The organism is Enterococcus sp. DIV1059_2 (assembly GCF_051713685.1).
In the GTDB taxonomy this organism is placed as follows: domain Bacteria; phylum Bacillota; class Bacilli; order Lactobacillales; family Enterococcaceae; genus Enterococcus_D; species Enterococcus_D casseliflavus.
Window position 1 is genome coordinate 2,688,933 of record NZ_JBIOQK010000001.1, and the last position, 25,625, is coordinate 2,714,557.

At 40.3% G+C, this 25,625-nt stretch carries 31 protein-coding genes and 1 tRNA gene; 14 read left to right on the forward strand and 18 right to left on the reverse strand.

Annotated features, from left to right (window positions below):
• Window positions 1-403 precede the first annotated feature (403 nt).
• From IGI72_RS12580 to IGI72_RS12590, 3 genes are read right to left on the reverse strand one after another with little or no spacing between them, the layout of a single operon-like run.
• Window positions 404-697 (reverse strand): hypothetical protein, encoded by a 294-nt coding sequence (locus tag IGI72_RS12580; protein ID WP_041120554.1) that lies wholly within the window; start codon window positions 695-697, stop codon window positions 404-406.
• Window positions 690-944 (reverse strand): hypothetical protein, encoded by a 255-nt coding sequence (locus IGI72_RS12585; RefSeq protein ID WP_087627986.1) that lies wholly within the window; start codon window positions 942-944, stop codon window positions 690-692. The genes IGI72_RS12580 and IGI72_RS12585 overlap by 8 nt, the downstream gene beginning before the upstream one ends.
• Before the next feature lie 4 nt (window positions 945-948).
• Complete coding sequence (locus IGI72_RS12590) at window positions 949-1,086, reverse strand: hypothetical protein (protein WP_185933423.1); 138 nt, start codon at window positions 1,084-1,086, stop codon at window positions 949-951.
• A gap of 77 nt (window positions 1,087-1,163) precedes the next feature.
• Between IGI72_RS12590 and IGI72_RS12595 the strand changes: the two genes are divergently transcribed.
• Window positions 1,164-1,394, forward strand: a complete 231-nt coding sequence (locus IGI72_RS12595; protein WP_086295637.1) for a DUF2188 domain-containing protein — start codon at window positions 1,164-1,166, stop codon at window positions 1,392-1,394.
• Here IGI72_RS12595 and IGI72_RS12600 read toward each other — a convergent pair.
• The 4 genes from IGI72_RS12600 to IGI72_RS12615 are packed head-to-tail and all read right to left on the reverse strand — an operon-like array spanning window position 1,391 to window position 2,357.
• Window positions 1,391-1,552 (reverse strand): hypothetical protein, encoded by a 162-nt coding sequence (locus tag IGI72_RS12600; protein ID WP_185933422.1) that lies wholly within the window; start codon window positions 1,550-1,552, stop codon window positions 1,391-1,393. The genes IGI72_RS12595 and IGI72_RS12600 overlap by 4 nt on opposite strands.
• 7 nt (window positions 1,553-1,559) lie before the next feature.
• On the reverse strand, window positions 1,560-1,754 hold the full coding sequence (locus IGI72_RS12605; protein ID WP_142972071.1) for a hypothetical protein: 195 nt from the start codon (window positions 1,752-1,754) through the stop codon (window positions 1,560-1,562).
• Between the two features lie 13 nt (window positions 1,755-1,767).
• Window positions 1,768-2,094, reverse strand: coding sequence for a DUF771 domain-containing protein (locus IGI72_RS12610; protein ID WP_041120560.1), 327 nt, complete (start codon window positions 2,092-2,094; stop codon window positions 1,768-1,770).
• Window positions 2,094-2,357: a DUF739 family protein gene (locus IGI72_RS12615; RefSeq protein WP_311824775.1), complete on the reverse strand. Its 264-nt coding sequence runs from the start codon at window positions 2,355-2,357 to the stop codon at window positions 2,094-2,096. The genes IGI72_RS12610 and IGI72_RS12615 overlap by 1 nt, the downstream gene beginning before the upstream one ends.
• Window positions 2,358-2,510: 153 nt before the next feature.
• Between IGI72_RS12615 and IGI72_RS12620 the strand changes: the two genes are divergently transcribed.
• The 4 genes from IGI72_RS12620 to IGI72_RS12635 all read left to right on the forward strand — a co-directional run bounded on the left by IGI72_RS12620 (window position 2,511) and on the right by IGI72_RS12635 (window position 5,509).
• Window positions 2,511-2,978 carry a helix-turn-helix domain-containing protein gene (locus IGI72_RS12620; RefSeq protein WP_142972072.1) on the forward strand — a complete coding sequence of 156 codons (468 nt, stop codon included), beginning with the start codon at window positions 2,511-2,513 and terminating at the stop codon, window positions 2,976-2,978.
• Between the two features lie 8 nt (window positions 2,979-2,986).
• Window positions 2,987-3,463, forward strand: coding sequence for an ImmA/IrrE family metallo-endopeptidase (locus IGI72_RS12625; RefSeq protein WP_142972073.1), 477 nt, complete (start codon window positions 2,987-2,989; stop codon window positions 3,461-3,463).
• Window positions 3,464-3,556: 93 nt separating this feature from the next.
• Window positions 3,557-4,267 (forward strand): Ltp family lipoprotein, encoded by a 711-nt coding sequence (locus IGI72_RS12630; protein ID WP_142972074.1) that lies wholly within the window; start codon window positions 3,557-3,559, stop codon window positions 4,265-4,267.
• A gap of 108 nt (window positions 4,268-4,375) precedes the next feature.
• The gene (locus IGI72_RS12635) at window positions 4,376-5,509 is read left to right on the forward strand and encodes a tyrosine-type recombinase/integrase (protein WP_311824776.1); all 1,134 of its coding nucleotides are present in this window, start codon (window positions 4,376-4,378) and stop codon (window positions 5,507-5,509) included.
• A 142-nt stretch (window positions 5,510-5,651) separates the two neighbouring features.
• On the opposite strand, the gene IGI72_RS12640 is transcribed toward IGI72_RS12635, so the two are convergent.
• Window positions 5,652-5,739 (reverse strand) — tRNA-Ser (locus IGI72_RS12640).
• Between the two features lie 84 nt (window positions 5,740-5,823).
• Window positions 5,824-6,390 carry a TetR/AcrR family transcriptional regulator gene (locus tag IGI72_RS12645; protein WP_010749693.1) on the reverse strand — a complete coding sequence of 189 codons (567 nt, stop codon included), beginning with the start codon at window positions 6,388-6,390 and terminating at the stop codon, window positions 5,824-5,826.
• Window positions 6,391-6,668: 278 nt separating this feature from the next.
• Here IGI72_RS12645 and IGI72_RS12650 point away from each other — a divergent pair, with 278 nt between their 5' ends.
• The 4 genes from IGI72_RS12650 (at window position 6,669) to IGI72_RS12665 (ending at window position 10,657) form a co-directional block, all read left to right on the forward strand.
• Window positions 6,669-7,427: a threonine/serine exporter family protein gene (locus IGI72_RS12650; protein WP_438754414.1), complete on the forward strand. Its 759-nt coding sequence runs from the start codon at window positions 6,669-6,671 to the stop codon at window positions 7,425-7,427.
• Entirely contained in the window at window positions 7,424-7,894 is a 471-nt protein-coding gene (locus IGI72_RS12655) for a threonine/serine exporter family protein (RefSeq protein WP_016608602.1), read from the forward strand. The genes IGI72_RS12650 and IGI72_RS12655 overlap by 4 nt, the downstream gene beginning before the upstream one ends.
• A 188-nt stretch (window positions 7,895-8,082) precedes the next feature.
• Complete coding sequence (locus tag IGI72_RS12660) at window positions 8,083-8,682, forward strand: TVP38/TMEM64 family protein (RefSeq protein WP_005229140.1); 600 nt, start codon at window positions 8,083-8,085, stop codon at window positions 8,680-8,682.
• A gap of 172 nt (window positions 8,683-8,854) precedes the next feature.
• A complete protein-coding gene (locus IGI72_RS12665) occupies window positions 8,855-10,657 on the forward strand; it encodes a glycerophosphoryl diester phosphodiesterase membrane domain-containing protein (protein ID WP_438754416.1) in 1,803 nt (600 codons plus the stop codon).
• Between the two features lie 61 nt (window positions 10,658-10,718).
• Here IGI72_RS12665 and IGI72_RS12670 read toward each other — a convergent pair whose 3' ends face one another.
• The 3 genes from IGI72_RS12670 to gdhA all read right to left on the reverse strand — a co-directional run bounded on the left by IGI72_RS12670 (window position 10,719) and on the right by gdhA (window position 14,088).
• A complete protein-coding gene (locus tag IGI72_RS12670) occupies window positions 10,719-10,928 on the reverse strand; it encodes a hypothetical protein (protein ID WP_438754418.1) in 210 nt (69 codons plus the stop codon).
• 361 nt (window positions 10,929-11,289) lie between these two features.
• The gene (locus IGI72_RS12675; protein WP_005229134.1) at window positions 11,290-12,636 is read right to left on the reverse strand and encodes a glucose-6-phosphate isomerase; all 1,347 of its coding nucleotides are present in this window, start codon (window positions 12,634-12,636) and stop codon (window positions 11,290-11,292) included.
• A gap of 102 nt (window positions 12,637-12,738) precedes the next feature.
• The gene (gdhA, locus tag IGI72_RS12680; protein WP_087627791.1) at window positions 12,739-14,088 is read right to left on the reverse strand and encodes an NADP-specific glutamate dehydrogenase; all 1,350 of its coding nucleotides are present in this window, start codon (window positions 14,086-14,088) and stop codon (window positions 12,739-12,741) included.
• A 160-nt stretch (window positions 14,089-14,248) separates the two neighbouring features.
• On the opposite strand from gdhA, the gene IGI72_RS12685 reads away from it, so the two are divergent.
• The gene (locus tag IGI72_RS12685) at window positions 14,249-15,511 is read left to right on the forward strand and encodes an NAD(P)/FAD-dependent oxidoreductase (protein WP_086338016.1); all 1,263 of its coding nucleotides are present in this window, start codon (window positions 14,249-14,251) and stop codon (window positions 15,509-15,511) included.
• A gap of 137 nt (window positions 15,512-15,648) precedes the next feature.
• Window positions 15,649-16,686, forward strand: a complete 1,038-nt coding sequence (locus IGI72_RS12690; protein WP_005237193.1) for a tagatose 1,6-diphosphate aldolase — start codon at window positions 15,649-15,651, stop codon at window positions 16,684-16,686.
• 55 nt (window positions 16,687-16,741) lie between these two features.
• On the opposite strand, the gene ybaK is transcribed toward IGI72_RS12690, so the two are convergent.
• The 3 genes from ybaK to IGI72_RS12705 are packed head-to-tail and all read right to left on the reverse strand — an operon-like array spanning window position 16,742 to window position 19,211.
• On the reverse strand, window positions 16,742-17,233 hold the full coding sequence (gene ybaK / locus IGI72_RS12695) for a Cys-tRNA(Pro) deacylase (protein ID WP_015510105.1): 492 nt from the start codon (window positions 17,231-17,233) through the stop codon (window positions 16,742-16,744).
• Window positions 17,234-17,283: 50 nt separating this feature from the next.
• Entirely contained in the window at window positions 17,284-18,036 is a 753-nt protein-coding gene (gene aroD / locus IGI72_RS12700; RefSeq protein ID WP_005229128.1) for a type I 3-dehydroquinate dehydratase, read from the reverse strand.
• Between the two features lie 5 nt (window positions 18,037-18,041).
• A complete protein-coding gene (locus IGI72_RS12705) occupies window positions 18,042-19,211 on the reverse strand; it encodes a class I SAM-dependent rRNA methyltransferase (protein ID WP_438754421.1) in 1,170 nt (389 codons plus the stop codon).
• 237 nt (window positions 19,212-19,448) lie between these two features.
• On the opposite strand from IGI72_RS12705, the gene IGI72_RS12710 reads away from it, so the two are divergent.
• The 3 genes from IGI72_RS12710 (at window position 19,449) to IGI72_RS12720 (ending at window position 22,904) form a co-directional block, all read left to right on the forward strand.
• Window positions 19,449-21,533 carry an LTA synthase family protein gene (locus IGI72_RS12710; protein WP_074933621.1) on the forward strand — a complete coding sequence of 695 codons (2,085 nt, stop codon included), beginning with the start codon at window positions 19,449-19,451 and terminating at the stop codon, window positions 21,531-21,533.
• A 181-nt stretch (window positions 21,534-21,714) separates the two neighbouring features.
• Complete coding sequence (locus IGI72_RS12715) at window positions 21,715-22,452, forward strand: hypothetical protein (protein ID WP_005229124.1); 738 nt, start codon at window positions 21,715-21,717, stop codon at window positions 22,450-22,452.
• Window positions 22,431-22,904, forward strand: a complete 474-nt coding sequence (locus IGI72_RS12720; protein WP_438754423.1) for a hypothetical protein — start codon at window positions 22,431-22,433, stop codon at window positions 22,902-22,904. The genes IGI72_RS12715 and IGI72_RS12720 overlap by 22 nt, the downstream gene beginning before the upstream one ends.
• Before the next feature lie 118 nt (window positions 22,905-23,022).
• On the opposite strand, the gene IGI72_RS12725 is transcribed toward IGI72_RS12720, so the two are convergent.
• Genes IGI72_RS12725 through IGI72_RS12735 form a run of 3 tightly spaced genes read right to left on the reverse strand, consistent with a single transcriptional unit; the run spans window position 23,023 to window position 25,527 of the window.
• Window positions 23,023-24,483 (reverse strand): sensor histidine kinase, encoded by a 1,461-nt coding sequence (locus IGI72_RS12725; RefSeq protein WP_005229120.1) that lies wholly within the window; start codon window positions 24,481-24,483, stop codon window positions 23,023-23,025.
• Window positions 24,483-25,196, reverse strand: coding sequence for a response regulator transcription factor (locus tag IGI72_RS12730; RefSeq protein WP_010749704.1), 714 nt, complete (start codon window positions 25,194-25,196; stop codon window positions 24,483-24,485). The genes IGI72_RS12725 and IGI72_RS12730 overlap by 1 nt, the downstream gene beginning before the upstream one ends.
• Window positions 25,177-25,527: an SdpI family protein gene (locus tag IGI72_RS12735; RefSeq protein ID WP_010749705.1), complete on the reverse strand. Its 351-nt coding sequence runs from the start codon at window positions 25,525-25,527 to the stop codon at window positions 25,177-25,179. The genes IGI72_RS12730 and IGI72_RS12735 overlap by 20 nt, the downstream gene beginning before the upstream one ends.
• Between the last annotated feature and the right edge of the window lie 98 nt (window positions 25,528-25,625).

A 25,625-nucleotide genomic window follows, 5' to 3' on the forward strand; every position in this document is an offset into this window, starting at 1 on the left:
ACACCCCAGAATTTTCTACGTCCGTTAAGTTAGTATCTAATACAAGGACGATAAAACGCCGAAATAGCAGCGTTTTTTGCAAAAATAGTCTGAGGATGGTATACTTATCTTGTCGGAGATAAGAAATACCATTCTCAGAAGTCGCCAGTTTTGGCGGCTTTTTTTATTGTTCTGAAAACTGGAAAAGAACCTTTTCTTCGGTTTGTTTTCCAAGATGAAAAACATGGTGATACAACGTCCTTCCACGCAACTGAAATGTTTCTACTCTACCTCGCTCAGTTTTCGCTTCAATACTGTATACATAATTCTCTCCACGTTTCCTCATACGAACCTGCATTACAATTGCAGGCATTTTTTCCAAGTAATCGATCGCCTTTGATAACATCTACATCACCTACAGCTTTCACTCATCTTCGAACAAATTTATCTGTCCAGAATTATTGACATCAATTGGATAAACAACTGGTTCCAATTCTCGTTTCGGTAATCCATGATTTGATTCTGCATCGATGGTAATTCCTCGATGATCACTAGTGACTTTGATCCCAACCTTTATTGAAATCGTGCGTTTTGCTTCAATGTCCTTTTGAGTATCCTGTAAATCGGCAGTAATTGTTCGAACTTCTGCATCTAGCAAACTGTTAACTTTTGCCATCAACTTATCGGCTAATGTCAGAGCTAACTTGTCATTATTCATATTGAATTCCTCCTTTACTTACTAAATCCGGTAGCAACTTAGGGATGGCCATTTGTAACTTTTGAAACTGATCATCTGAAACAACAAAATATAAAGCAATCGTAGGTGTCTCATCGCTATCAAATGAACGATCCTCTACTTCACATGTCGATTCAAACTTATTCCAGATAATCGACTTAATTTTTTGAGTGTATGGCTTAACATACATTCGATTTGTAGTGAAAATAATTTCTCTTTCTTTAAACATCTAGTTACCCTCTAATCATTAATAGGAAACAAATAGCTAACAAAATACCGTTTAACAATAAGCTGGCATAAGCAATCCCTTGTAATTGACGTGCTTTATACAATGGATTGTCATGGAGCGTAGCTAACCATTTTTTATTCATATAATCTTTCCTTTCTGTTGTATAATTTCCTTATCAGTCAGTGGTCGGCTGAAATAATTGATGAGGGGGTGAGATTTGTGGGTAAAAATCAATGGGTATCTCCTAGAGACGGAAAATGGGCTGTACATGGTGAAGGCAATTCCAAAGATACTAAAATTTTTGATAAAAAATCTGATGCTGTTGAGTATGGTAAAAATATTTCTAAGAATCAGCAATCTGAATTCATTGTCCAAAAAAAGAATGGCCAAATTCAGTCAAAAGATAGTTTTGGAAATGATCCTATACCTCCACGTGATACAGAACATTAATCATATTTAGGAGTAATGCGAACTCGAAAACCCTCGCTTGGTTTAATATCATTTGCCGTGATAACCGCGATTGTTTTCGGGTTATTTTCATCTGTTTCAACAACAATTTTCGTGTATTCTTCCAGAGTTGGTACATTTAAATTATTTTCCTCATTCATTGTCCTCTCACCTCAAATCTATTTGCCGATTCAATCGATTCTGATAAATCAACTCTTGATAACTTCGGAGTTCCCGAATCGATAAATCTCGTTGTGTTTCAGTTAGTTGTACTTTCCGATCATTAAGTTGATCGTGTAAGCTTCTGATTTTTTCTTTGATAAGATCATGGATCAATAGTTCTTGGGATAGTGTGTATTTCATTTGAATTATCCTTTCAATCTGACATGATGTTTGCCCAGTTTTCTTGCAAATACTTCGCCATTTCTAAAGCATTGAATTTCCAAGGATTTCCTTTGCCTTTTGAGTAACGAACAAAACCGCCGTTCCTGACATCTAGTATTTCTCTGTTTGGATAAAGGATTTTTTCCTTTATCCAATCTTCATCAGTAGTTTGCAGTCGTTCCTTAAGATCATCCATCGTCCAAGTTTGACCCATCAAATCTTTTTTCTTTAATGATTCATACTCTTCAATTTCAACAACTTTTAAATGTGAAGGTATTAAGATTTGAATCGGGGTATTGATTTCAATAGTTTGAGACATTAAATCACCTCCTCAACATTTTGTACATTTTTCCGTACAAAACCTTTAAAAAAATAATTCCCCAGTTCTTTTGAAGGAATATTTAGCAATTCAGCCATAACTTTAATCTCAGTTTGCGTGAAATTTGACTTACTATTCAATTTTAGATTCAACGATGTTCTGCTCATATTAAGTTTAGTTGCTAACGTTTCTTGAGTAAGTCCTTTTTCCGATATTTTATCCTTCAGCAATTCATAATCGTAGACAATGTCTATTTTTTTCAATCTTTTCCCCTCCAAGCTGTTCGGTTTTCTGTACAAAACCATCATAGTTTATAAAAAAAAGAATGTCAACACATTTTGTTCAGTTTTCTGTATCTTTTGCTTGCTATTCAGAATTCTTAACAGTATAATCATTGTAAAGGGGTGTACAGAATAATGAACAACTTTTCTGATCGGCTAAAAATAGCTTTAAAAAATAAAAATATATCTCAAGCTGAATTAGCTAGACGTACTGGAATTGGTCGCAACTCTATCAGCGACTATATAAATGGAAAATACGAAGCGAAACAAGATAACATCTTCCTTATGGCAAATGTTTTAGAAGTAAATGAAGCATGGCTCATGGGAATGGACTCACCAATGACCAGAGAAAGCCATGAATCTACTTTTTTGAATGATTTAGATCCTAAACAAATTGAATTAATAGATATTTTCCAAAATCTAGATACTAGTAAAAAAGATGATGTACTCGACTTTGCTAAATACAAAATGCACGAACAGAATAAAGAAAACTTCACTATTGCTGCCCACTCCGACGATCCTAACAAAAGGATTAGTCAAAAAGAATTTATTGAACTTAATCGATACCTTGATGAAGCTGATAAAAAATTTGATGGTAAGTAGGGTTGCAAATGGATGATTATGAAAACCTTTTAAAGAAGGTTACGACCGAAATTCCAGTTATAGAATTACCTTTAGAACAGGACACTGGATATACAGGTCTTTATAGAAACAATCGGATCTACTTAGATAAAAATAAATCAAGTAGAAAAAAGAAGGTTGTTTTGGCTGAAGAATTCGGTCACCATAAAAGAACTATTGGAAATATTCTTAATTATAAAGATCCCGAGGCTTGGAAAGAAGAATGGAAAGCTAGAAGATATGGTATTGAAATTCTGATCACACTTGATGATCTCTTAGACTGTGCTTTGAATGGATGTAACAACATTTATGAGTGCAGCGAACACTTGAACGTAACTCTCGAATTTTTTGAAGATACCCTCATTCACTACTTCAATAAATATGGTAAATACCATTATCATCGCAACTATAAATTTACATTCGACAATGAGTTTATATTCGTGGAACCTATTAAAATTTTTGGATAAACAAAAAATCTTTTGGAAGTTCCCGCTCCCAAAAGATCTGCTCATTTCTGAGACTGTACAAATATATTATATCAAAGAAATGAGGAAAGAAAAATGGCAAAAAGAGTTAGAGGCGAAGATGGTAAAATGTACAAGGTTAAGAAACCATTTTACAAAAGGGTTTGGTTTTGGGTATTAGCTATTATCTTTATAGCAATAGTGGGTAACGGTTTATCTGGTGGTAATAATGATTCTGCTGCCGAAAAATCTTCAAACAGCTCTTCTGTCGCAGATAAGTCGACGGATTCATCAATTAAAGAAGAAAGTTCATCTACTGTTGTTGAAAAAGAGTCTAAGCCAGAAGATAATGTTTCTAGCGAATTTAAATCTGCACTGAATCAAGCTAAATCATATTCAGATACAATGCACATGTCCAAACAAGGAATTTATGATCAGCTAGTGTCCGAGTATGGTGGTCAATTTCAACCTGATGCTGCCCAATATGCAATTGATAATATCCAAGCTGACTGGAATGCTAACGCATTGAAACAAGCTGAATCTTATTCTGATTCAATGCATATGTCTAAACAAGGAATTTATGATCAACTAATTTCTGAAAATGGCGGTCAGTTTACTGCTGAAGAGGCACAATACGCTATTGATAACATTAAAGCTGACTGGAATGCTAATGCATTGGAACAAGCGAAGAGTTATCAAGAAAGCATGTCAATGTCTCCTGAAGGTATTAGAGATCAATTAGTTTCAGAACACGGAGGTCAGTTTACACAAGAAGAAGCTGATTACGCTGTTAATAATTTAGATTAGTAAAAAAACACGTCCCTCTTCTTGGCGGTCGAGGACGTGCTGGACACAAATAAACGTAAGGCTTATTTAGTCATGCCTATTGTAGCAAAACTAAGGAGTTGAATCAATATGGCTAGTATTCAAAAGAAAGATAACGGATGGCAGTATCGTGTCTCTTATAAAGATACTGATGGTAAATATAAAACAAAAACAAAAGGAAAATTTGCAACAAAAAAAGAAGCGCATCTAGCTGCTGCTGCTATTGAAAAGAAACTAACTGAAGGATTTAGAATTTCTGATGCTGACCAGGAGTTTCCTGTTTATTTTCGAGAATGGTATGAAGTGTATAGAAAAGGAAAGTTTTCTAAAGCAAATGATGCCGATATAGAAAAGTCTATAAAATTTGCGGAAGCAAATTTCAAAGGAATAAAACTTAAAGATTTGAATAGGAAAATATATCAACAGAAGTTAAATGAATTCGCTAAAACGCGACGATCCTCTACTGTTTCAAAAATTCACATCTATATGAAAGCAGCGATACAAGATGCACTGCAAGAAGGAATTCTTTTCAAGGACCCTACTTATAAGGTTTCATCTCGTGGTGGTGTTTCAGATAAATCAGATAGAGATAAATTCCTAAGCTACAATGAAACCAAAAAACTCACAAATTCTTTGATTGATGGTATCAAGCCAACCTACGTATCTAGATATATGATTCTTGTAGGTATTGCTACAGGAATGCGTTATGCGGAGATACTTGGATTGACTTGGAACTGTATAGATTTTGAAGATAAAACTGTTAGGGTTGAGAAAACGTGGGACTATGTATACAAACAAGACTTTTCAAATACAAAGAATTACCAATCAATGCGCCTTATTACTATTGACGACTTCACGCTTGACCTTTTAAAACAATTAAAGAAACATCAACGTGAATATTATTTTGGTAGGATACTAAAGAATAAGAAAAACCTAGTTTTCCTAAATGACGATATGGAGTTGATATCAAACTCTGCAGTAAACAAAACTTTGAAGAAACATCAAAAGAAAATTGGAATAGATCAACCGATAAACTTTCATGGACTTCGACATACACATGCATCAATTCTTATCTATCAAGGTGTTAATCTAAAATACGTATCCAGACGTTTAGGACATAAAAAAATTGAAACTACGTTAGGTATTTATCAGCATATTCTTGATGAGATGGAACAAAAAGAGTCTCAAATCGTTAGCACGACAATGGGTGAGCTATTTGCATGAATCCATAATCTCGTGCAAAATTGGTGCAAAATCATTCTATTTTCTTGAGTTTTCTTCCACTTTCTTATATTTAAAAAAATGCAAGAACCCTTGATATATAAGCATTCCTTATATAGTCAAGGGTTCTTCTGGTTTCTTCATAAGGAGAGTACAGGATTTGAACCTGCGCGCCGGGATGAACCGGGTCGGCGGATTTCGAGTCCGCTGCATTACCACTCTGCCAACTCTCCATAACAGTTATTTTCGCTAGTTTTATTAAAAATGTCAAGAAAAATCTGCACCCAATAAGTAATGGGATGCAGATTTTTTGTTCTTTAATCGAAGATGTAGCTATCTTTCTTTTCGATTACGCCTTCAATAGTCTCGTTGATGATTTTGATAATCTGGTCATCGGTGGGTGTGATGATACCCGCCGACATTAAGGAAGCCAAACCAGTCACAACGATCCATGCGCCATTATGTAGTGCATTTACCGCATCTTCTGAAAGATCCGCATATTTTTCTTCTGATTTGATCAAGGATTTGAAATAGGTCGATGAAAAATCATGCATCAATTTCCCACCGCCATAGTCGTCGATAAAAAGGGCGATGTAGAGATTGTGCTGCTCTTGAGCGAAGCGTATATAATTCAGGCCTAAATCAACAAGTTTGTCTCCTGTTCGAACAACTGGAAAAACATTTTCCGATAAATCTTTGAAAACAGCCTCCACCAAGGTATTTTTTAAGTCCTGCATATTTTCGAACTCAAGATAAATCGGTTGAGTAGAAATTCCCATGTGCTTAGCGATATTCCGGGCCGTAAAATTGCCAAAACCTTCTCTATTGATCAGTTCATAAGCGGCCTTCAAAATGTGTTCTCTTGTATAGACCTTCCTTCGCATCAATAAATCCCCCTTTTTATATTTATTTAATTGTAACCGAGATATTCATTTTTTTAAAATAAAACACTCCAGCCGTTATCTTATTTCTATTCACTTTGTTCATTAAAAACGAATGTTTACTAATTAAAAGAAGTGCTTCTCCTTTCATTTATCACAAAAAATCCTACGCATTGACTGCTAGTTATTTTTCAAATCTACTTTTCTTCCTTGTTGAAAACTCGCTGAAATTGTACACTAAGAATGTAGTGCGCAAATTCGATTGAAAAAGGAGTTTGGAAATGGCTGAATCAAAAGAGCTATTATTGGAGACCTGTTTGTTGGCAGGAAAAATCATGATGGAAAACGGCTCGGAAGTCTATCGAGTGGAAGATACAATGAATCGAATTGCAGCAAATGCCGGGGAGCAAGGCAGCATTAGTTATGTAACAGCAACTGGACTTTTTATGGGCTTACGCAGTAGCCACTATGCACAAGTAGAAAATGTTCATGATCGAGTCATCAATCTCGAAAAAATTGTTGCCGTCAACGGATTGTCCCGTGCCTATGCTGAAAAAAAAATCTCGTTAGTGGAACTGCACGAGGCATTAAAAAAGGTCAATCCAACGACACCAATTTTTCCTTATTGGCTGCAGGTGTTTAGTGCGGGCGTGGTCAGCAGTACTTTAATGATTATTTTCGGCGGTGCTTGGTTTGATTTTCTAGCAACGTTTGTCATTGGCTGTCTGGGATTTTTATGCGCCTATTGGGTCAAAAAAGTCATCGATATCCGCTTTTTGGATATGTTTTGCGCCTCTTTACTGATCGGTACTTTGTCTCTTCTAGCGGTCTCTCTTCATGTCGCACAAAACGTCGATAATTTGATTATCGGTGCCGTCATGCCCTTAGTTCCTGGTGTAGCGATCACCAATTCCTTTCGGGATATTTTGGCAGGCCATCTCATCAGTGGGACTGCTCGGGGAACTGAAGCTATTTTCACAGCTGCCGCGATCGGTGTTGGCATCGCCACGGTCTTCACCTTATTTGGAGGGATCTCATGACGATTTTTATTCACCTTTCCTTTAGCTTTTTAAGCACCGTGACCTTTGGTATCTTGACCAATATTCCTAAAAGAGCCTTAGTTGCAACAGGCATTGCTGGAACGGTTGGCTGGATGATCTATTGGTCATTGAAAACGATTGGCTACGGTCTAGGCAGCGCCAACTTCTTAGCCGCATTTGCCGTCGGTTGCGTCAGCATCTTTTTTTCCCGCAGAAAAAAAATGCCCATGATCATTTTTAACATTCCTAGCCTCGTTCCTCTCGTACCGGGTGGTCCTGCCTACAAAGCCGTTCGAGAATTCGCTTTGGGCGACAACTTTGTCGGCTTTGAAAATCTGATGATCGTTGTCATCACCGCTGGGGCGATCGCTGGAGGCTTCATGATGACGAGTGTGGTCGAAAAGATTGTTAATCGTTGGCAAATGAAGCGAACGAAAAAACATCCCTCAGATAAAAAAATCTCCTGAAACTATTGGTGCGCATAAACTATAAATTTTTCTTATTTCAGACTTTAGTACAATGTTTTCTTTTCGGACTTCTTTTATAATAAAGGCATACCTTACAAAACTGTTTGACGTTTGTCATTTGTTTTACTGGATTTTTCTGGTCTCACCCCGTATAGTGGGATTATGAAACATAAAGGAGATGAAGTCCTGTGAGCATAGCAACTTCTCGTCGTATCATTAATACGATTTCTATTATTGGCTTAGGTTTATCTATCGCATTAACGATCTATTTTATCAATCTAGGTGTTTTCAAAGACATTAATGCACTGCGAGGTCTAGTTGGAAATTCCGTTATCTTAGGACCAATCGTCTTTATCCTTTTGCAGATCTTGCAAGTAGTGATCCCGATCATTCCCGGTGGTGTCTCCAGCGCTGCAGGTGTCTTGATTTTCGGTCCTTATCTAGGATTCGTTTATAACTATGTAGGAATCAGTATTGGTTCTGTCATTATTTTCCTGCTAGGCCGACGATACGGTAAACCATTCATTTTAAGTATGATCAGTGACAAAACTTACGATAAATATATTGGCTGGTTAGATAACCAAAGCCGATTTGAAAAACTTTTCGCCCTTGCAATCTTTCTACCAGTCGCCCCAGATGATGCCCTTTGTCTAATGGCTGGCTTGACCAACATGACAGTGAAGAAATTTACGCTGATTATTTTGTTAGCAAAACCTGCTTCAATTTTCTTGTACAGCATGGCTTTGATTTATGGTGGAACATTCTTAACTGGTTTGTTAGGCGGATAAGAAAAATAGGTAAGAAAAACGATCAATTCATTGAGCCGAACATGAAGGAGCTGCTTTTCATACAGGGATCTATACCTGTGGCGAATGTGCTTCTGAAACTGTTCGACTCTTTTTTTCCGCCTTTTTAGAATAAATAGGAACCAAAATACTTACTTTTGTTAGGATGACGACCATGAATTATTTAAAAAACAGCTTAGTCAACACTTGGGATTTTTTGAAAGACAGCAATGCCTACTTCCGTGATGTGTTACTGATGCACGGTGCTTTGTTGTTCTTAGTGATCCCAATCTTATCGGCTTCCACCAAGTTCGTCTTAAAACGTGGGGGCTTGCCTTACCTTTCTTTTGATAATATTGGCAGTATCTTTACCGACCACCCAGTCGTGCTGCTCTCATTAACACTGATTTTACTTTTGATTTTATTAGCCGTCTTTTTTGAGTTTACTTTTTTGCTGCTAAGTGTCTATTTTATTAAAAAGAAACAGCCGATCAGCTTGCGGCAATTGTTACGGATGACTGTTTTGCAGTTGCGTAAATTACGGCCGATGACCTTTTTATTTTTCCTGTTTTACTTCTTACTGATTTTACCGATCGGTGGGTTGAGTTTTAATTCTGATTTACTCGCAAAAATCAAAATTCCCGCATTTATCGTGGATTTCATTTTTGCCAACCGTGTCTTGATCATCGGGGCAGTGCTGTTGGTTTATGTTTTGTTGATTTACTTGGGGATTCGCGTGATCTTTGCCTTGCCAGAAATGATATTACGTGATCTGCCCTTTCGAAAAGCGATCAAAGAAAGCCTCCAAGTAACAAAACGCCGTTTTTTTGCCATCGTTGGACAATTTGTCTTTATCGGTGGTAGCATCTTGTTGATTTCGACACTGGGCTTCACTTTGCTGATTACCATTCAGGCGGTGATTGAAGTTGTTACACCGGACTATGCGTTGTATAGTGCTGTTTTTATTATGACTTTCTTGCAGTTTATCTTGTTACTGAATGTCATTTTATCGACGGTAGCCATTTTTTACATCATCGTTGATTTCATGGATGATGAAGGCTTTTTACCAGAGATTCCTTCATGGTTCCACCAAGAGCCATTGAACCAGCGTCATTTCTTAGGTCTAAAAAGTTCGTTGTTTACCTTGGTAACGGTGCTTTTCGGTGTCGGTGTTAGTCTATATAATATGAACTATCTGACTTCAGCTGCTTCGATCCATCCGGTAACGATCTCCCATCGAGGGGTCAGCGACGGACAAGGGGTCCAAAATTCTCTTGAAGCACTACGCTTTACTAGCGAGAAGTACCACCCAGATTATGTTGAAATGGACGTCCAGCAAACCAGTGATGGTCATTTTATTGTCTATCATGATTTTTCTTACCGTCCATTGACAGGTGGTCAGGGCAAACCAGAGCAATTGCCTTTGAGTTACGCCGAATCACTGACAGTTTCGGAAAACAACCAGACAGCGCGTATTCCAACCTTTGATGAGTACTTGGCACTTGCCAACCAATTGGACCAAAAACTGCTGGTGGAGATCAAAACGCAGCGAAAAGATACCGCGGAACTTGTAAATGCCTTTTTAGCAAGATATCAAGAGGACCTCCTTGCAAATGGTCATATTATGCAAAGCCTCTCCTATACAGTTGTTGAGGAGTTAAAGGCGCAGGCGCCTCAATTGATTTCAGGATACATCATGCCCTTCAATGTCGTGGGGCCACCACTGACCAGTGCTGATTTTCTGACGATGGAATACAGTACGATCAACCGCAACTTCATCGCTTCTGCCCGAACCGATGGCAAGGAAGTGTTCGTTTGGACCCCCAATGATGCGGATACTATCAGCCGGATGCGTTTTTACGGGGTGGACGGGATCATTACTGACCAGATGGAGATCTTAAATGAAGAGTTGAGTGTGACGGAAGAAGATATGACTTATTCAGACAAACTATTGAATTTTGTGATCGGCGTTGGCTGATCTCACACGAAGAAAAATGCTGCTCACGGTGTTCCGTTGAGCAGCATTTTTTGCTAGTTGGTTAGGCAACGTTCGTTTGCGTACAAATTTTATTGAAACTGACGATCATCCGACGATTACAAGCTTCTACTTGTGCTTGATCTTCTTCTTCATAAATTGAAACGACGATCAACGCCGTATTTACGTATAGTTTTTCCACCACACCAATCACAGGCTTGCTCGCCCCGACAGGTTGGCAGACATATTTTTCACCGATCGTAATATTCTCCATATCCTCACCTCAACCGTTTTCTTTCTTAAAGATATAATAACAAAAAAGCATCAAATTGAAAACGTTTTATTTCAATTTATCACGCATTTGTCACCAAGAAATGACAGTTTCGTTCGTTGAAACGCACTGATTTGTTCGTGCCACTTCTTAAAAAGCATTTTATACTAAAGGAAATCAAAAGGAGATGAGCCAAATGCCAATTATTCAAACCTGTATCTTTGGACTATTGTCTGCTGCGTTGCTTTGGGGATTAAAAGAAGACCGCTGATTTATTGGCCCAACGATCTAGTAGCACAACAAATATGAAAATAAAACAACGCCTTGAGCCAATCAGACTGGCTCAAGGCGTTTCTTTATCAAATTATAGACGTTCGTTCAATTCTTTTGCAAGATCTTCAAAACCTGGTTTGCCAAGTAAGGCGAACATGTTTTTCTTGTACGCTTCAACCCCTGGTTGGTCAAATGGGTTCACGCCATTTAAGTAGCCAGAGATACCCACAGCGATCTCAAAGAAGTACATGGTGTAACCTAACGTGTACGCATCCATTGTAGGAATTTTTACTAACAGATTTGGGACATCCCCATCTGTATGTGCAAGTAATGTTCCTTCAAAGGCTTTCGTATTAACAAAATCAACTTCTTTTCCTTCTAAGTAGCCAAGACCATCAAGATCTGCTTCTTGTGTAGGGATCGCAATTGATTTGCGTGGTTTTTCAACTTTAACAACTGTTTCAAAGATATTGCGACGGCCTTCTTGGATGTATTGCCCAAGAGAATGCAAATCTGTTGAGAAGTTTGCACTTGAAGGATAGATCCCTTTTTGGTCTTTTCCTTCAGACTCGCCGAATAATTGTTTCCACCATTCTGAGAAGTATTGCATGCCTGGTTCGTAGTTGATCAGCAATTCGGTTACTTTGCCTTTACGATAAAGGATGTTACGCATTGCTGCATATTGATACGCTTCATTTTTTTCAAGGTCGTCACTTGCGTAAGCATCGCTAGCATCTGCTGCCCCTTGCATCAAGGCATCGATATCCGCTCCGCTGGCAGCGATTGGTAATAAACCAACAGCAGTCAATACAGAGAAACGGCCGCCGACGTCATCTGGAATCACAAAGGTTTCCCAGTTTTCAGCATCTGCTTCAACTTTTACTGCACCTTTCGCTTTATCCGTTGTTGCGTAGATCCGTTTGTTGGCTTCTTCTTTGCCGTATTTTTCAATCAAACGTTCTTTGAAAACACGAAAAGCGATCGCTGGCTCAGTAGTTGTTCCTGATTTTGAGATCACATTCACAGAGAAGTCACGGTCACCGATGATTTCGATCAAATCTGCTAAGTATGTTGAAGAAATCGAATTACCTGCAAAAAAGATTTGTGGTGCTTTGCGTTCTTCATTTGGTAGCAAGTTAAAGAAAGAGTGATTTAAGAAATCAATCGCTGCTTTCGCTCCTAAATAAGATCCGCCGATCCCGATCACGACTAATACTTCAGAATCAGATTGAATTTTTTCAGCCGCTTTTTTGATACGAGCAAATTCATCTTTGTCATAGTTTTTAGGAAGGTCGATCCAACCTAAAAAGTCGCTACCAGCACCTGTTCCTTCGCGTAATTGTTTGTCTGCTGCTGTAACTTGACTTTGCATGTAGCTCAATTCGTATTCGTTCACGAATGGTGCTACTTTCGAATAGTCAAACTTGATGTGTGACATGATTTGTCCTCCTTGAAAAAATAGTTTTTCATACACTACCTACTTTACGTTTTTTTTCAACTTTTTTCAAGTAATTCCTGATAGGTAGCCTGTTAGGTGATTTTAGACAAGTCCTTGAGCAAACATTGCTTTAGCAACTTTTTCAAAGCCTGCGACGTTCGCACCTAACATAAAATTATTTTTTTGATCGAAGGTTTCAGCAGTATCACGGCATGCTTCATAGATCGACTTCATGATATCGTCCAATTTGGCATCGACTTCAGCTTTTTCCCATTGCAGTCGTTGGGAGTTTTGACTCATTTCTAACGCAGAAACGGCTACGCCGCCAGCATTGGCTGCTTTTCCTGGGCAGTAGAAAATTCCTTCTTCAATAAAATATTCTGCTGCTTCTAATGAGCTAGGCATATTCGCGCCTTCAGAAACGACCCGGACACCATTGGCTTTTGCACGTTTGGCTTGTGAGAGATCAATCTCGTTTTGGGTCGCGCAAGGAAAGGCTAATTCCGCTGGTGTATCAAAATCCCAGACAGATGCCCCTTCATGATATTCGGCTGATGAACGTTCCTTGGCGTAAGCCGTCAACCGTTCACGCTTCACTTCTTTGATCTCTTTTAACAAGGCCAGATCAATGCCGTCTTTGTCATAGATAAAACCAGAGGAATCAGAACACGTGACAGGGATCGCACCTAATTCTTGCAATTTCTCAATTGCATAGATCGCAACATTGCCGCTTCCAGAAACGATCGCTTTTTTGCCTGCAAAGGTTTCACCTAGGTCTGTCAATAAATGCTTAACGAAATACACGGCGCCATAACCCGTTGCTTCTGTGCGGTTTTTACTGCCCCAGAAGTCTAATGGCTTACCAGTTAAAATACCAGCATCGTATTGTTTCAATCGTTTGTAGGCACCAAACAAATAGCCGATTTCTCGGCCTCCGACACCAATGTCGCCAGCAGGAACATCTAAGTCAGGTCCGATATGTTTTGACAGCTCCGTCATAAAGCTTTGGCAAAAACGCATCACTTCGGCATCGGATTTGCCTTTTGGATCAAAATCACTTCCGCCTTTGCCGCCGCCGATCGGCAGACCTGTCAAGCTGTTTTTGAAGATTTGCTCAAACGCCAAAAACTTCAAGATACTCAAGTTTACACTTGGGTGAAAACGCAAGCCGCCTTTGTAAGGCCCCATTGCCGAGTTGAATTGAATCCGATAGCCACGGTTTACTTGCCAGTTGCCTTGATCATCTTGCCACGGGACTCTGAATTGGATAAAACGTTCTGGTTCAGTTAAGAGTGCAAGGATATTTGATTCAATATATTCTGGATGCTCCTCTAAAAAGGGAACGATCGTAGGCAAAAATTCATCAATTGCTTGAAGAAATTCTGGTTGGTGTTGGTCTTTCTCATGAATCTTCGCTTGAATTTCTTTCACGTAAGCTGAAGCTTTGGTCATAGTGCATTACCTCCTTTAAGATATTTTCTATTTTAAAGAAATTTTCTGAAATTGCACGCTTTTTTTTAGAATTGTCAGAATTTTTTATTATTCGAAAAAAATCGACCAATCCTTTCAGCACTCATAGCCGATGTGTTACAATCCCAAAGAGGTGAAAAGAATGGAAAAAACCTATGATGTCATTGTTGTTGGTGCAGGTACGAGCGGCATGATGGCTGCGATCACTGCTGCCAAACAAGGTGCGCGGGTGTTATTAATCGAAAAAAACAAAAAAATCGGCAAGAAATTATTGATGACTGGCGGCGGACGCTGCAATGTAACCAATAATCGGCCGGTAGATGATTTAGTTGCTCATATTCCAGGAAACGGCAAGTTTTTGTATAGCACGTTTTCTCAATTCAATAATTATGATGTAATGGCGTTTTTCGCAGACTTAGGTGTCGTCTTAAAAGAAGAAGACCACGGACGGATGTTCCCTGTGACGAACAAATCAAAAACCATCGTCGAAGCGTTGCTTCAAGCAATCAACGATCATCACGTCACCCTATTGACGAACACGGTCGTCACAAAGCTGATCCATGACGGCAGTCAAATTCGCGGCGTGCGAACCGAAACCGATGAGTTCTCTGCCCCTAGTGTGATTTTGACGACAGGTGGCCGCACCTATCCTTCCACGGGCGCAACGGGGGACGGCTATAAGATGGCAAAAAAAGTCGGCCATACCATTACGCCACTTTATCCAACCGAATCGCCGCTTGTTTCAGAAGACTCCTTTATTCAAGAGCGGACGTTGCAAGGCATTTCCTTGCAAGACATCACGTTGAGTGTCTTGGATCAAAAAGGAAAGCCCATCGTCGCCCATACGATGGATCTTTTGTTTACCCACTTTGGGTTATCTGGTCCAGCTGCTTTACGCTGTTCCTCTTTTGTGAACCAAGAATTGAAAAAGCAACAACCCGTGACGGTTGTTCTGGATTGTCTGCCGGCAAAATCCCATGAAGCCTTGACCCAAGAATTGATTCAGTCTGCGGCTTCGAAGAAACAATTGCCGAATGCTTTAGCTGGCTTTTTGCCTGAGCGCTTGATGACCTTCTTTTTGCAGCAGCTAGACCTGCATGAGCTGGTTGCTGAAAAAGCCTCACCAGAACAGTTGGCTGTGCTCGCTTCCTTGATCAAAGGCTTTTCAGTCACTATCGTTCGCACGTTCCCGTTAGAAAAGTCTTTCGTGACTGGTGGCGGGGTCCATCTGAAAGAAATCAATCCAAAAACCATGGAGAGCAAGAAAATCAACGGCTTGTATTTTGCTGGTGAATTATTGGATATCAATGGGTATACAGGTGGTTTCAACATTACAGCAGCGTTTTGTACTGGACATGTTTCAGGGAAAAACGCAGCAGAAACAGCTAGTTATTTCAGTTATTGATCGATGACCCAGGTGTTGGCAGCAATATCCTTGCCGTTGCTACCAATACCTGGGTCTCCTCTCTTTTTGCTTATTAGTTGGGTTTTTCTCAAAGTAGGCGTAGACTAAAGATAGCAAGATCGAGGGAGGTTTTTTTAATGAAACGAATTTCAAGAGGTAAATTTGAACGAATGCAAAAACTTTCAAATGAGGATGGTGTGATTGCCGCACTAGCGATCGACCAACGTGGTTCCATGAAAAAAATGATGAAGGCGGCAACTGGACCGGATGACTTTACGATGGAACACATTTATGAATTCAAGCAGTTGGTTTCCCAAGAATTGACCAAATATGTCAGCAGTATTTTGTTAGATGAGGAATATGGCTTCTTAGGGATCGAAGCAAAGAATCCCAATGCTGGCTTGATCCTTTCCTATGAAAAAACAGGGTATGATGTCAATACGCCGGGTCGTTTGCCAGAAATTCTACCCAATGAATCGCTGCAGCGCTTAGTGAAAAAAGGGGCAGATGCTGCGAAAGTCTTGGTTTATTATAATCCAGATGAACCGCAAGAGATTTTAGATACCAAACATGCGTTTTTAGAACGTTTAGGTACGGAGGCACAAGCGGCCGATATTCCGTTATTTGTAGAGCCAATCGTTTACGACGATGAGATCACAGATGACAAATCACCTGCTTTTGCCAAGATCAAACCGAGTAAGGTCATCCGAACCATTCAGGAATTGACAAAAGATCACTACCATATCGATATTTTGAAAGTCGAAGTACCGGTTCAGTTCGACTTAGTTGAAGGTTTCCAAAAAGAAGGCTTAGAGGCCGTCTATACGCAAGAAGAAGCCGCCAATTACTTCAAAGAAGCTAGTGACGCTGCGACGCGACCCTTTATCTATTTGAGTGCGGGTGTTCCAGCGAATGTCTTTCGCGATGAATTGACCTTTGCTGGTCAACATGGTGCTAAATTCTCAGGAATCTTAGGTGGGCGAGCAACTTGGCGCGATAGTGTGGAAATCTATGGGAAGCAAGGCGCCAAAGCATTACTGGAATGGCTGGACACCCAAGGGAAAGAAAATGTTGAAGAATTAAACGCCATTCTAAAACAATATGCCACTCCATGGTTTGACTTTTATGGTGGTTTAGAAAATATTGAGGTTTTCGATATTGAAGTAATGGAATAAAATAGTACAATATAATCCCCGTGAACGGCATTTCAAGATGGTTCACGGGGATTTTTTATTCGTGTTCAGGTGCCAACAAATCGGCAAAGATCGCCCTAGTCAATTGTTGCAACGCTTGTGGGGCAAGCCCCATCTGCAACCCGCGCTTTCCTGCAGAAACCACGATTTCTTCCAGTGTCTCTGCCTTATGATCAATATAAGTAGGAAAGAGCTTTTTCATCCCGATCGGCGAACAGCCGCCGCGAATATAGCCAGTCGTTTCTTCTAAATCTCTCAGATGCAGCATCTCTACTTTTTTGTTTCCACTGACTTTGGCTAACTTTTTCAGATCCACTTCTCTGTTTCCAGGAATCACAGCCACCAGCGGACCTGTTTTGTTGCCCACTGCCACCAGCGTTTTGTAGATGGCTTGCGGGCGTGCTAGTTGCGCAGCGACGGATTGCGCATCGAGATGGTCTTCCGACCACTCATAGGTGTATTCGTTATAAGCGATTTTCTGTTGTTCTACTTGACGGATCGCATTGGTTTTTTGTTTCTTCTTCGCCATTTTATCCCTCTTTTGTTTTGGTTTCTTTTAAGAGAAGGCCTTGGCTGGTCTTACTCATTGAGTGAAAATTCTTGTAAGTAGTTGGTCATTCGTTCGATCGGTATTTGTCCAGGTGCTGAAGCACCTTGCAACGAAGCAAAAGTAAAGACCGAACCAGTCAATGCCCCACTAACCCGGCTGATTTTCCCCAGCTCCCCCATCGACATGATCGCCAACGGCAGTTGGTTGAAGCCACGCGCTTTAGTAATGATCCCCATCAAACGTAAAACATCTTGGACTTGCTTGGGCATCATCGCTAACTTGCCAACATCGGCACCAAATTGATTCATTACGCCGATCTTTAAAATCAACACAGCATCTTCTGGCGTTTTCTCAAAATCATGATTGCTCAATATCAGCTTTACCTGTGCCTTTTTGATTTCTTGAATAAAGGCTCGACCTAAAAATTCAGCTTTCTCTAATTCGACATCGATCCAATCGATCAAACCTGAATCAGCAGCAGCTAAACACAATTCTTTGTACTGGGTCAATGTGAACGCCCGCTCGCCCCCTTCTTCCAAGGTTCGAAAAGTGAAGAGCAGCTCTTTGTGCTTTAATGTCGTGCGAATATGTGATAACGCATCTAAGACCGCTTGCTGGTCTTCGACATGTTTGTAATGATCAACACGCCATTCGACGATCTGTGCCTCTGATTCCTCAGCAGCAATGGCTTGTTTCAAGATCTCTTCATTGGTTTTCCCAATCAATGGCACACAAATCAACGGTGTTTTCCCGTCTAACGTTACTGGTTTTGATCGGCTCATCTACTTCACTCCTTTTTCATTTGATAAAAGAATACTTTCAGATAGTTCCCTTCGGAAAAATGCTTATCTACCGCAAAATCAGCTGGTAGACGATAACTTTGAATACATTCATAAGCAACGTGTGCTTTCTCTAAGGATGCTTCGATCATTTCTTGAAACTTCCTCGGTGAAAGATTGGCCGCATTCGTTGAGGCGATCAACAAGCCATCAGGCGCTAAAATCGCCAAACTATCAGTGACTAAGTCGCCATAATTTTTCGCAACCGAGAAGACCTTTTTCTTGTTGCGGGCAAAACTCGGCGGATCTAAAACGATCACATCAAAGCGCAAATCTTTTTTGCTGGCATAATTGAAGTAATTGAAAACATCCATGACATGGATACGCTGGGTATCTGGATCAATGCCGTTGACTGCAAATTGTTCGCGGGTCTTTTCTAGACTGCGTTTTGCCAAATCGACGCTCGTTGTTTGAGCAGCGCCACCGACAGCAGCAGCGACAGAAAACGCCCCCGTATAACTGAACATATTTAAAACCGTCTTGCCAGCTGCCAAGCCATCAACAAGTTGCCCACGAACTTCTTTTTGATCCAAAAAGATGCCCGTCATTAGTCCTTCGTTCAAATACGTCGCATACGTGACGCCATTTTCCTTCACCAGTAAGGGTTCAGGTGCCGTTTTTCCATAGATCCATGCTGATTCAGGCAGTTCAGACGTAAAGCGGATTTTTTCATAAGCCCCTTTGATCTCGGGAAATATTTGACGAAAAGCCGCCACGATCGCTTTTTTATGTTGATAAAGGGTGGCATTGTACCAAGAAAAAACGACATACTCGCCATACAAATCTACGGTAAGTCCCCCCAATTGATCCCCCTCGCCATTAAATAGACGAAAGGCATCTGTCAGGTCATCTTGATAGTAAGCAATGCGTTTGCCTTTTGCTTTCGCAAAGCGTTGCGCAAAGAATGCTTGGTCGATCACTGTTTCTTCAAAGGATACGACCCATCCGATCCCTTTATTTTGTTCCCCAAGATAGCCGACACCTAAGAAATGGTTGGCCTGATCAATAAAGGTGACCCACTCCTTCGTCTCGATTGCTTGTTGAAGATCTTCTCGTTGGATCAACGGATTCTTTTTGCGAAGCTTCGCTGATCCTTGCTTCGTTAGTTTTATTTTCATGTTCATCTGCTCCATTCATTCTCCTTTTTAGTATAGCAAAAAGCGACTGTATTGTCTGTATCCTTGAAAGTAAAGAAATACTTAATTCCGCGTCATGACAAGGAATTCATTTGACACGTCTTTCACAGCCTAGTAAAATGTACTGTGATGTAAAATCGTAATTTACCGGTTATACTGGAAAAAGAGAGGACGATTCCTTTGAAAAAAAATAAAGTATCCACCTTTGTGAATACAAGAATGGGCTTTTTTTTCCTATTAGCCCTATTATTTTGGCTGAAAAATATCTTTGCCTATATGGTGGACTTCCACCTAGGTATTGAAAGCAGCATTCAGTACTTCATCTTATTCATCAATCCGATCGCAACGACTTTGTTGCTGCTGTCGATCGCATTGTACGTAAGAAGAACCAAAGCAGCTTATATCACGATGCTTGTGATTTATTTCTTGATGACTCTGCTGTTGTTCTCCAATGTTTCGTACTATCGAGAATTCACTGACTTTATCACCATCAACACGATGCTTGGTGTAGGAAAAGTGGCAAGTGGTCTAGGAGAAAGCGCAATTCGCTTGTTCCGTCCCTACGATGTGTTGTACTTCATTGACTTTATCGTGCTGATTGCAGCCTTTTCAATGAAAAAAATCAAAATGGACACTCGTCCTGTGCGGGCACGGATGGCTTTTGCGATCTCAACCTTAGCTGTCATGGTCTTTTCTGCCAATCTTTTCTTAGCAGAAGCGGATCGTCCTGAACTGCTTACTCGAACGTTTTCTCGTGACTATTTAGTGAAATACCTTGGGATCAACGCCTTTACGGTTTATGATGGCGTGCAAACCTATCAAGCTTCGCAAGTACGTGCCGAAGCAAGTCCCAACGACATGAACGAAGTAGAAAGCTATGTCAGAGAACATTACGCGGAACCGAATGATGATCTGTTCGGTATCGCAAAAGGCAAGAACGTCATTTATATTCATTTAGAAAGTGTTCAGCAATTCTTGATCGATTATAAATTAAAAGATGAAGATGGTGTTGAACATGAAGTTATGCCATTTATCAATAGTTTGTATCATAGCGATAGCACCTTTAGTTTCGATAACTTCTTCCATCAAGTAAAAGCTGGGAAGACCAGTGATGCGGAAACGTTATTCGAAAATTCCTTGTTCGGATTGAATCAGGGGGCATTATTCACTCAACTGGGTGGGAAAAATACCTTTGAGGCAGCACCAGATATTTTAGGTCAAACCCAAGGCTATACCAGTGCGGTTTTCCACGGAAATACGGGTACCTTCTGGAACCGAAATGAAACCTACAAACGGTTTGGCTATGATTATTTCTTCGACGCATCCTATTATGATGTCAATGATGAAAATTCATTCCAATACGGTTTACATGACAAACCGTTCTTTGAACAATCGGTACAATACTTAGAACGTCTGCAACAACCGTTCTATTCAAAATTCATTGCAGTTTCTAACCACTACCCATATTCTGAATTTACCAATGAAGAAGGCGGCTTCCCGCTAGCGAACACTTCGGATCAAACGATCAATGGGTATTTCGCAACCGCGAATTATTTAGATAAAGCCGTAGAAGAGTTCTTTAATTACTTGAAAGAAAGCGGCTTGTACGAAAACTCAGTCATCGTTTTATATGGTGACCATTACGGAATTTCCAATTCTCGGAACCGCAACTTAGCAGAATTGCTTGGAAAAACAAGTTCGACTTGGACAAACTTTGACAATGCTTCATTGCAACGTGTTCCTTATATGATCCATATTCCAGGACAATCAAACGGCGGCATCAATCATACGTATGGTGGCCAAGTTGATGCGTTGCCAACCCTCTTGCACTTACTCGGTGTAGATACATCGAACTATATTCAATTGGGACAAGATTTATTCTCTGATCAAAATGAACAACTGGTTGCCTTCCGCGATGGCGACTTTGTGACACCAGACTACACTTACTATAGCAGTACATTGTATGACAATCGTACCGGCATGCCGATCAACGATCCATCCGATGAACTGCAAGCGAAAGTCGATGAGTGGAAAGCCAAAGTTGACAAACAGCTGTCGGTTTCTGATCAGATCAACAATGGTGATCTCTTACGTTTCTATGCGAAGAGCGGTTTAGAAGAAGTCGATCCTTCGACCTATAATTACAAAGACGCCCTTCAGCAAATGATGGATATCGAAAAGAATCTAGGCAGTGATTCAACCAGCGCCTTTTCTCAAAACGGCAATCAATCGACCGTCGATCTGTACCAAACAAAAACCTTCCAAGAATACCAGCAGATGACGGAACAAGATAGCGGAGAATAACCTATAAGTACTACAAGATCGATCCAGCAAGGCGGATGCTTTGCTGGATTTTTTTCGGCTGTTTTGTTCGTAAAAACCCGATTTTTTCTATTGCTTTTTTAGCTTCGATATTTTACTACAAGAACTTCATACTTTATTCAAACTCCCCTTTTATACTATGAAATAGGATGAGGTGAACTAGATGAAAACTATACATTTTGCGATTGCCAGCATATTTTATCATAAAAAAGCCATGGTGCTTTATACGCTTGTATCCTTCTTTGCCGTGATTGGCTTGATCGTGACCTTCGCCTTGATCTACTCAATGGATCAAGTGATCGCTCAAACCAGAGATCTCTTAACAACAGAAGATTTGCAAACGAAAGTAGCGGAAGAGATCCAACCAGTCACGACGATCTATCATCAACTGTTCTATTTGATTTTTAGCGCCTTTACACTGGTCTTTATCGGCTTTCAAGTTTATTACCAATTATCGAAACGCTCAGAATACACTGCCTGGTTAGCAAGTGGTGCCACCACCAGACAATGGGTGGCGATGCAGTTGCTTGAAATGCTCTTGCCGCTTTTAGCAGCTGCCGTGATCGCCTTTGTGTTATTGCTGCTCTTCCAGCCTTATTTCCAGCGAGAATTGCTTAGCGGGCATATCATCGCTCTTGATCGTGAGCGTGCTTCGGATCACTTTTGGGAGGCTGTTCAAAGTCTTCCCGGTCAAGAATTCGCCATTACGATCCCGCAAAACAGTCAAATTCTTGTCCAAAATGTTGACTTGAACAGCACCACTTGGCTTGCTATTTTATTTGAAAGTACGCGCCACACACTTATCGTATTGCTTGCTGCTGTTACCAGCTTTACTGGTCTGATTGCTAGCGGACATAGTCTGTATTGGAGGAAAAAACAATGGAAAAACCAACTCAGCTAACGAAATCAATTGGTTTCTTTTATGTTGCGAAAGACAATGAAACAAAAACATCTGAATTAAGTTTGCTGCTTTCACAAAAAAAAGCAATCTTGATTCGCGCACAGTGGCCCTCCGTCCCCTTTTTATCGGTCATGGACAATGTATCTCTTGCAAATAAAAAGGGGGGCGATTTAGAGGATGTGCTGCCTTATGTACAGCTTCCCTTATCGGTTTTGAAAAAAGATCGAACAGAGTTAACACCCTTTGAGGAGCTCAAAATTCAACTGCTCTTAGCTTTGCTTTCAGAAAGAGAAACCCTTTTAATCGAAAATGTCTTGAGCACATTAACAACGAACGAGGTTCAAACCCTGCTGCCCTTGTGTCAAGAAATCGCAGAACAATTTGCTGTTGCCATCTATTTGATTCATGAAGACGAATGCTTTGCCCATACCCCTTATACTACTTATCTATAGTTTACATAGCCCCCAAACAAGAAGGCTTGCTTGCAAAAGCAGGTCTTTTTGTTTGGACTGCTGCCACTGAACTGCAAAAAAAAATCGACCGGCTAAGCGAATTGCTGCCGGTCGATTGCTATTCTTCATTTAAGTCGATATCAGGAAAAGAAATTTTAAAGGTCGTGCCTTTGCCAAGTTCACTTTCTACACTGATTTTTCCTTTGTGCAAGCGTACGAGCTGTTCAACGATCGATAGACCCAAACCTGATTCACCAAATTGACGGTTTTTACGGGAAGGATCGACTTTGTAATAACGATCCCAAATATTCTTGACTTGTTCTTCAGACATGCCGATTCCCGTATCACTGATTTCGATGATCGTTTCTAAGTAGCCTTTTTCGATTCGAACCCGAATTTCTCCATCTTCCGTAAACTGGATCGCATTTTGTAAAATATTGACCATGATTTGGACGAAACGATCGTAGTCGGCATAGACGTCAATTGGCTCTGTTGTTTCTAAAATCAACACATCTTTGGCGATTTCTGCCTTGCTCTCAAGTTGCGTCAGCAGATTTTTGATGGTTTGCGTTGCATCGAATTTTTTGATGACCATCGAGATTTGATTGGTTCGGATTTTCTCGTAGTCAAGGTTTTCGTTGACTAACCGAATCAAACGATTGGTTTCATTTTTCATCAAGCGGATCGCATTGTCCTTTTGATTTTCAGGAATCGCGTTGTACTCTAACCCTTCCAATAAGCCATTGATGGTCGTCAAAGGCGTACGCATCTCATGCGAAGCGTCTGCCATAAATTGTCGACGACGTTCTTCTTGTCGTTCAATTTCCTCTTGCGACTCTTTTAAGGATTTCGTCATTAAATTAAAATCTTCGGCTAACTCATCAAATTCATCCCGATTATGCACTGGCAAGAAGATATCAAAATTGCCATTGGTGATCTCCTTGGTTGCTCGTTTCATGCGATTGATCCGCCTTACTTGGAACGTAGCAAATAGGTAACTGATCAATAAAGAAACGACGATCGAGATCAAACATACTTTAAACAAGTTTTGGTTAAAAGCACTGACAAGATTCAAGATGCTGCTTGCCGATTGTGAAACCACCATCACCCCGTAAAAATCCGTTCGGTTGACAGAAAAAGGAATCAAAACATAGGAAGTCAGTTCTTTTTCCCCATATAGATTCGTAGGCGACGTCAGTTGCAGACGCGCCCCGTTTTCTAAGGATTGCCAGTCTTTTTCAGAAATTGGAAAATCTACCGCACGAGTCGTATCTAATGGATAAATGATGTCATCGGGGCTTTTAAAGAAAGCAAAAGAAATGTCTTGGTTGCTCAAAATATTTTCAGCCAAATGCAGAGAATATTGCAGATAGCCATCTCGCGTCATATTTTGCTGCAAATATTCTGAATCGCTGATTTGCGAAATCGTCGCGACCGACGAAGCATACCCCATTAACTGCTCATAATTTCGTTCTTGTAATGTTTGGCGCGTCATTTGTGTAAACGCAATACCAATCGTCATCAAAATCACGAAGATCACAACAAAAAACGCAATCAGCTGTTGATACAAGTAGCGCATTAAGCAGCACCTGCATCGTCAAATTTATACCCCACACCCCAGACGGTTTGAATGATCTGAGGTCCCACTTTTTCTATTTTTTGTCTTAGTTTTTTGATGTGCGCATCAACCGTCCGTTCATCACCAAAATATTGGTAATCCCAAACTAGTTCTAACAATTGCTCTCGTGAAAAGACTTGCCGCGGTTTTTTCGCTAACGTATAAAGCAAATCAAATTCCTTCGGCGTCAACCCATCGATGGGTTTGCCATTTAAATAGGCTTCCCGTGTTTTTGTGTTCATTTTGAAATGATCGGTCACAACATCAAAAGTTGCATCGGAAGCTTCAGGCGTTGTTTTTTCAACCAATTCACTGCGGCGGTGTAAGGCTTTGATCCGCGCGATCAAGGTCAGTGGACTAAATGGTTTCGTCACATAGTCATCTGCCCCCATCTCCAACCCGATGACTTGATCGCTTTCTGAATCACGGGCCGTCAACATAATAATAGGTACTGTACTGGAGATTTTGCGAATTTCTCGCGCCACCATCATGCCATCCATGGAAGGAAGGTTCAAGTCAAGGGTGATCATGTCCCATTTGTCTGGTTCAGCAGCAAAGGCTTCCAGTCCTTCTTTGCCGTCGTACTTAAAAGCCGCTTCCCATCCTTCATTCAAGAAAAACATTTGCATCATTTCAGAAACAGATTCGTTGTCTTCAATCATTAATATATTCATTTTCTTCACCTCTATGTTCTTTATCAAATCGTTGCAGATTCTCTTCGATCAGGCCAAAGATCGGCACGATGAACCAAGGGATCGCGATCATTTCAACTAGGAAAAAATTGGTCCATTCTTGCCATTTCAAGACAAACCCAATGAGCGCCATGATTCCGCCAAAAAGCAGAAAATAACGGGCGCATAGTTTCTGAGCATGCCGCCAGTTGCGTTCATTTTGTTTTGCTAAATAGGAACGGTAGCCATAAATAAGGTTCATTTTTTTTGATGGAAAAAGAAAAAAAGTGAGACCAATCAAGAAAAAAATGATACCAATTACTAAAAAAATCATCGTTTCACTCCATTCTTCCTATAGTATACTCGAATTTCTTTCTTCTACCAACAACTTCACCGATTATTCATAAAGGTTTGCCTTTTTTTCAATCTTTG

Coding starts and splice junctions, on each gene's coding strand:
- IGI72_RS12580 (WP_041120554.1), bottom strand. CDS start 697: ATGAATAATGACAAGTTAGCTCTGACATTAGCCGATAAGTTGATGGCA.
- IGI72_RS12585 (WP_087627986.1), bottom strand. CDS start 944: ATGTTTAAAGAAAGAGAAATTATTTTCACTACAAATCGAATGTATGTT.
- IGI72_RS12590 (WP_185933423.1), bottom strand. CDS start 1,086: ATGAATAAAAAATGGTTAGCTACGCTCCATGACAATCCATTGTATAAA.
- IGI72_RS12600 (WP_185933422.1), bottom strand. CDS start 1,552: ATGAATGAGGAAAATAATTTAAATGTACCAACTCTGGAAGAATACACG.
- IGI72_RS12605 (WP_142972071.1), bottom strand. CDS start 1,754: ATGAAATACACACTATCCCAAGAACTATTGATCCATGATCTTATCAAA.
- IGI72_RS12610 (WP_041120560.1), bottom strand. CDS start 2,094: ATGTCTCAAACTATTGAAATCAATACCCCGATTCAAATCTTAATACCT.
- IGI72_RS12620 (WP_142972072.1), top strand. CDS start 2,511: ATGAACAACTTTTCTGATCGGCTAAAAATAGCTTTAAAAAATAAAAAT.
- IGI72_RS12625 (WP_142972073.1), top strand. CDS start 2,987: ATGGATGATTATGAAAACCTTTTAAAGAAGGTTACGACCGAAATTCCA.
- IGI72_RS12630 (WP_142972074.1), top strand. CDS start 3,557: ATGGCAAAAAGAGTTAGAGGCGAAGATGGTAAAATGTACAAGGTTAAG.
- IGI72_RS12635 (WP_311824776.1), top strand. CDS start 4,376: ATGGCTAGTATTCAAAAGAAAGATAACGGATGGCAGTATCGTGTCTCT.
- IGI72_RS12645 (WP_010749693.1), bottom strand. CDS start 6,390: ATGCGAAGGAAGGTCTATACAAGAGAACACATTTTGAAGGCCGCTTAT.
- IGI72_RS12650 (WP_438754414.1), top strand. CDS start 6,669: ATGGCTGAATCAAAAGAGCTATTATTGGAGACCTGTTTGTTGGCAGGA.
- IGI72_RS12655 (WP_016608602.1), top strand. CDS start 7,424: ATGACGATTTTTATTCACCTTTCCTTTAGCTTTTTAAGCACCGTGACC.
- IGI72_RS12665 (WP_438754416.1), top strand. CDS start 8,855: ATGAATTATTTAAAAAACAGCTTAGTCAACACTTGGGATTTTTTGAAA.
- IGI72_RS12670 (WP_438754418.1), bottom strand. CDS start 10,928: ATGGAGAATATTACGATCGGTGAAAAATATGTCTGCCAACCTGTCGGG.
- IGI72_RS12675 (WP_005229134.1), bottom strand. CDS start 12,636: ATGTCACACATCAAGTTTGACTATTCGAAAGTAGCACCATTCGTGAAC.
- gdhA (WP_087627791.1), bottom strand. CDS start 14,088: ATGACCAAAGCTTCAGCTTACGTGAAAGAAATTCAAGCGAAGATTCAT.
- IGI72_RS12685 (WP_086338016.1), top strand. CDS start 14,249: ATGGAAAAAACCTATGATGTCATTGTTGTTGGTGCAGGTACGAGCGGC.
- IGI72_RS12690 (WP_005237193.1), top strand. CDS start 15,649: ATGAAACGAATTTCAAGAGGTAAATTTGAACGAATGCAAAAACTTTCA.
- ybaK (WP_015510105.1), bottom strand. CDS start 17,233: ATGGCGAAGAAGAAACAAAAAACCAATGCGATCCGTCAAGTAGAACAA.
- aroD (WP_005229128.1), bottom strand. CDS start 18,036: ATGAGCCGATCAAAACCAGTAACGTTAGACGGGAAAACACCGTTGATT.
- IGI72_RS12705 (WP_438754421.1), bottom strand. CDS start 19,211: ATGAAAATAAAACTAACGAAGCAAGGATCAGCGAAGCTTCGCAAAAAG.
- IGI72_RS12710 (WP_074933621.1), top strand. CDS start 19,449: ATGGGCTTTTTTTTCCTATTAGCCCTATTATTTTGGCTGAAAAATATC.
- IGI72_RS12715 (WP_005229124.1), top strand. CDS start 21,715: ATGAAAACTATACATTTTGCGATTGCCAGCATATTTTATCATAAAAAA.
- IGI72_RS12720 (WP_438754423.1), top strand. CDS start 22,431: ATGGAAAAACCAACTCAGCTAACGAAATCAATTGGTTTCTTTTATGTT.
- IGI72_RS12725 (WP_005229120.1), bottom strand. CDS start 24,483: ATGCGCTACTTGTATCAACAGCTGATTGCGTTTTTTGTTGTGATCTTC.
- IGI72_RS12730 (WP_010749704.1), bottom strand. CDS start 25,196: ATGAATATATTAATGATTGAAGACAACGAATCTGTTTCTGAAATGATG.
- IGI72_RS12735 (WP_010749705.1), bottom strand. CDS start 25,527: ATGATTTTTTTAGTAATTGGTATCATTTTTTTCTTGATTGGTCTCACT.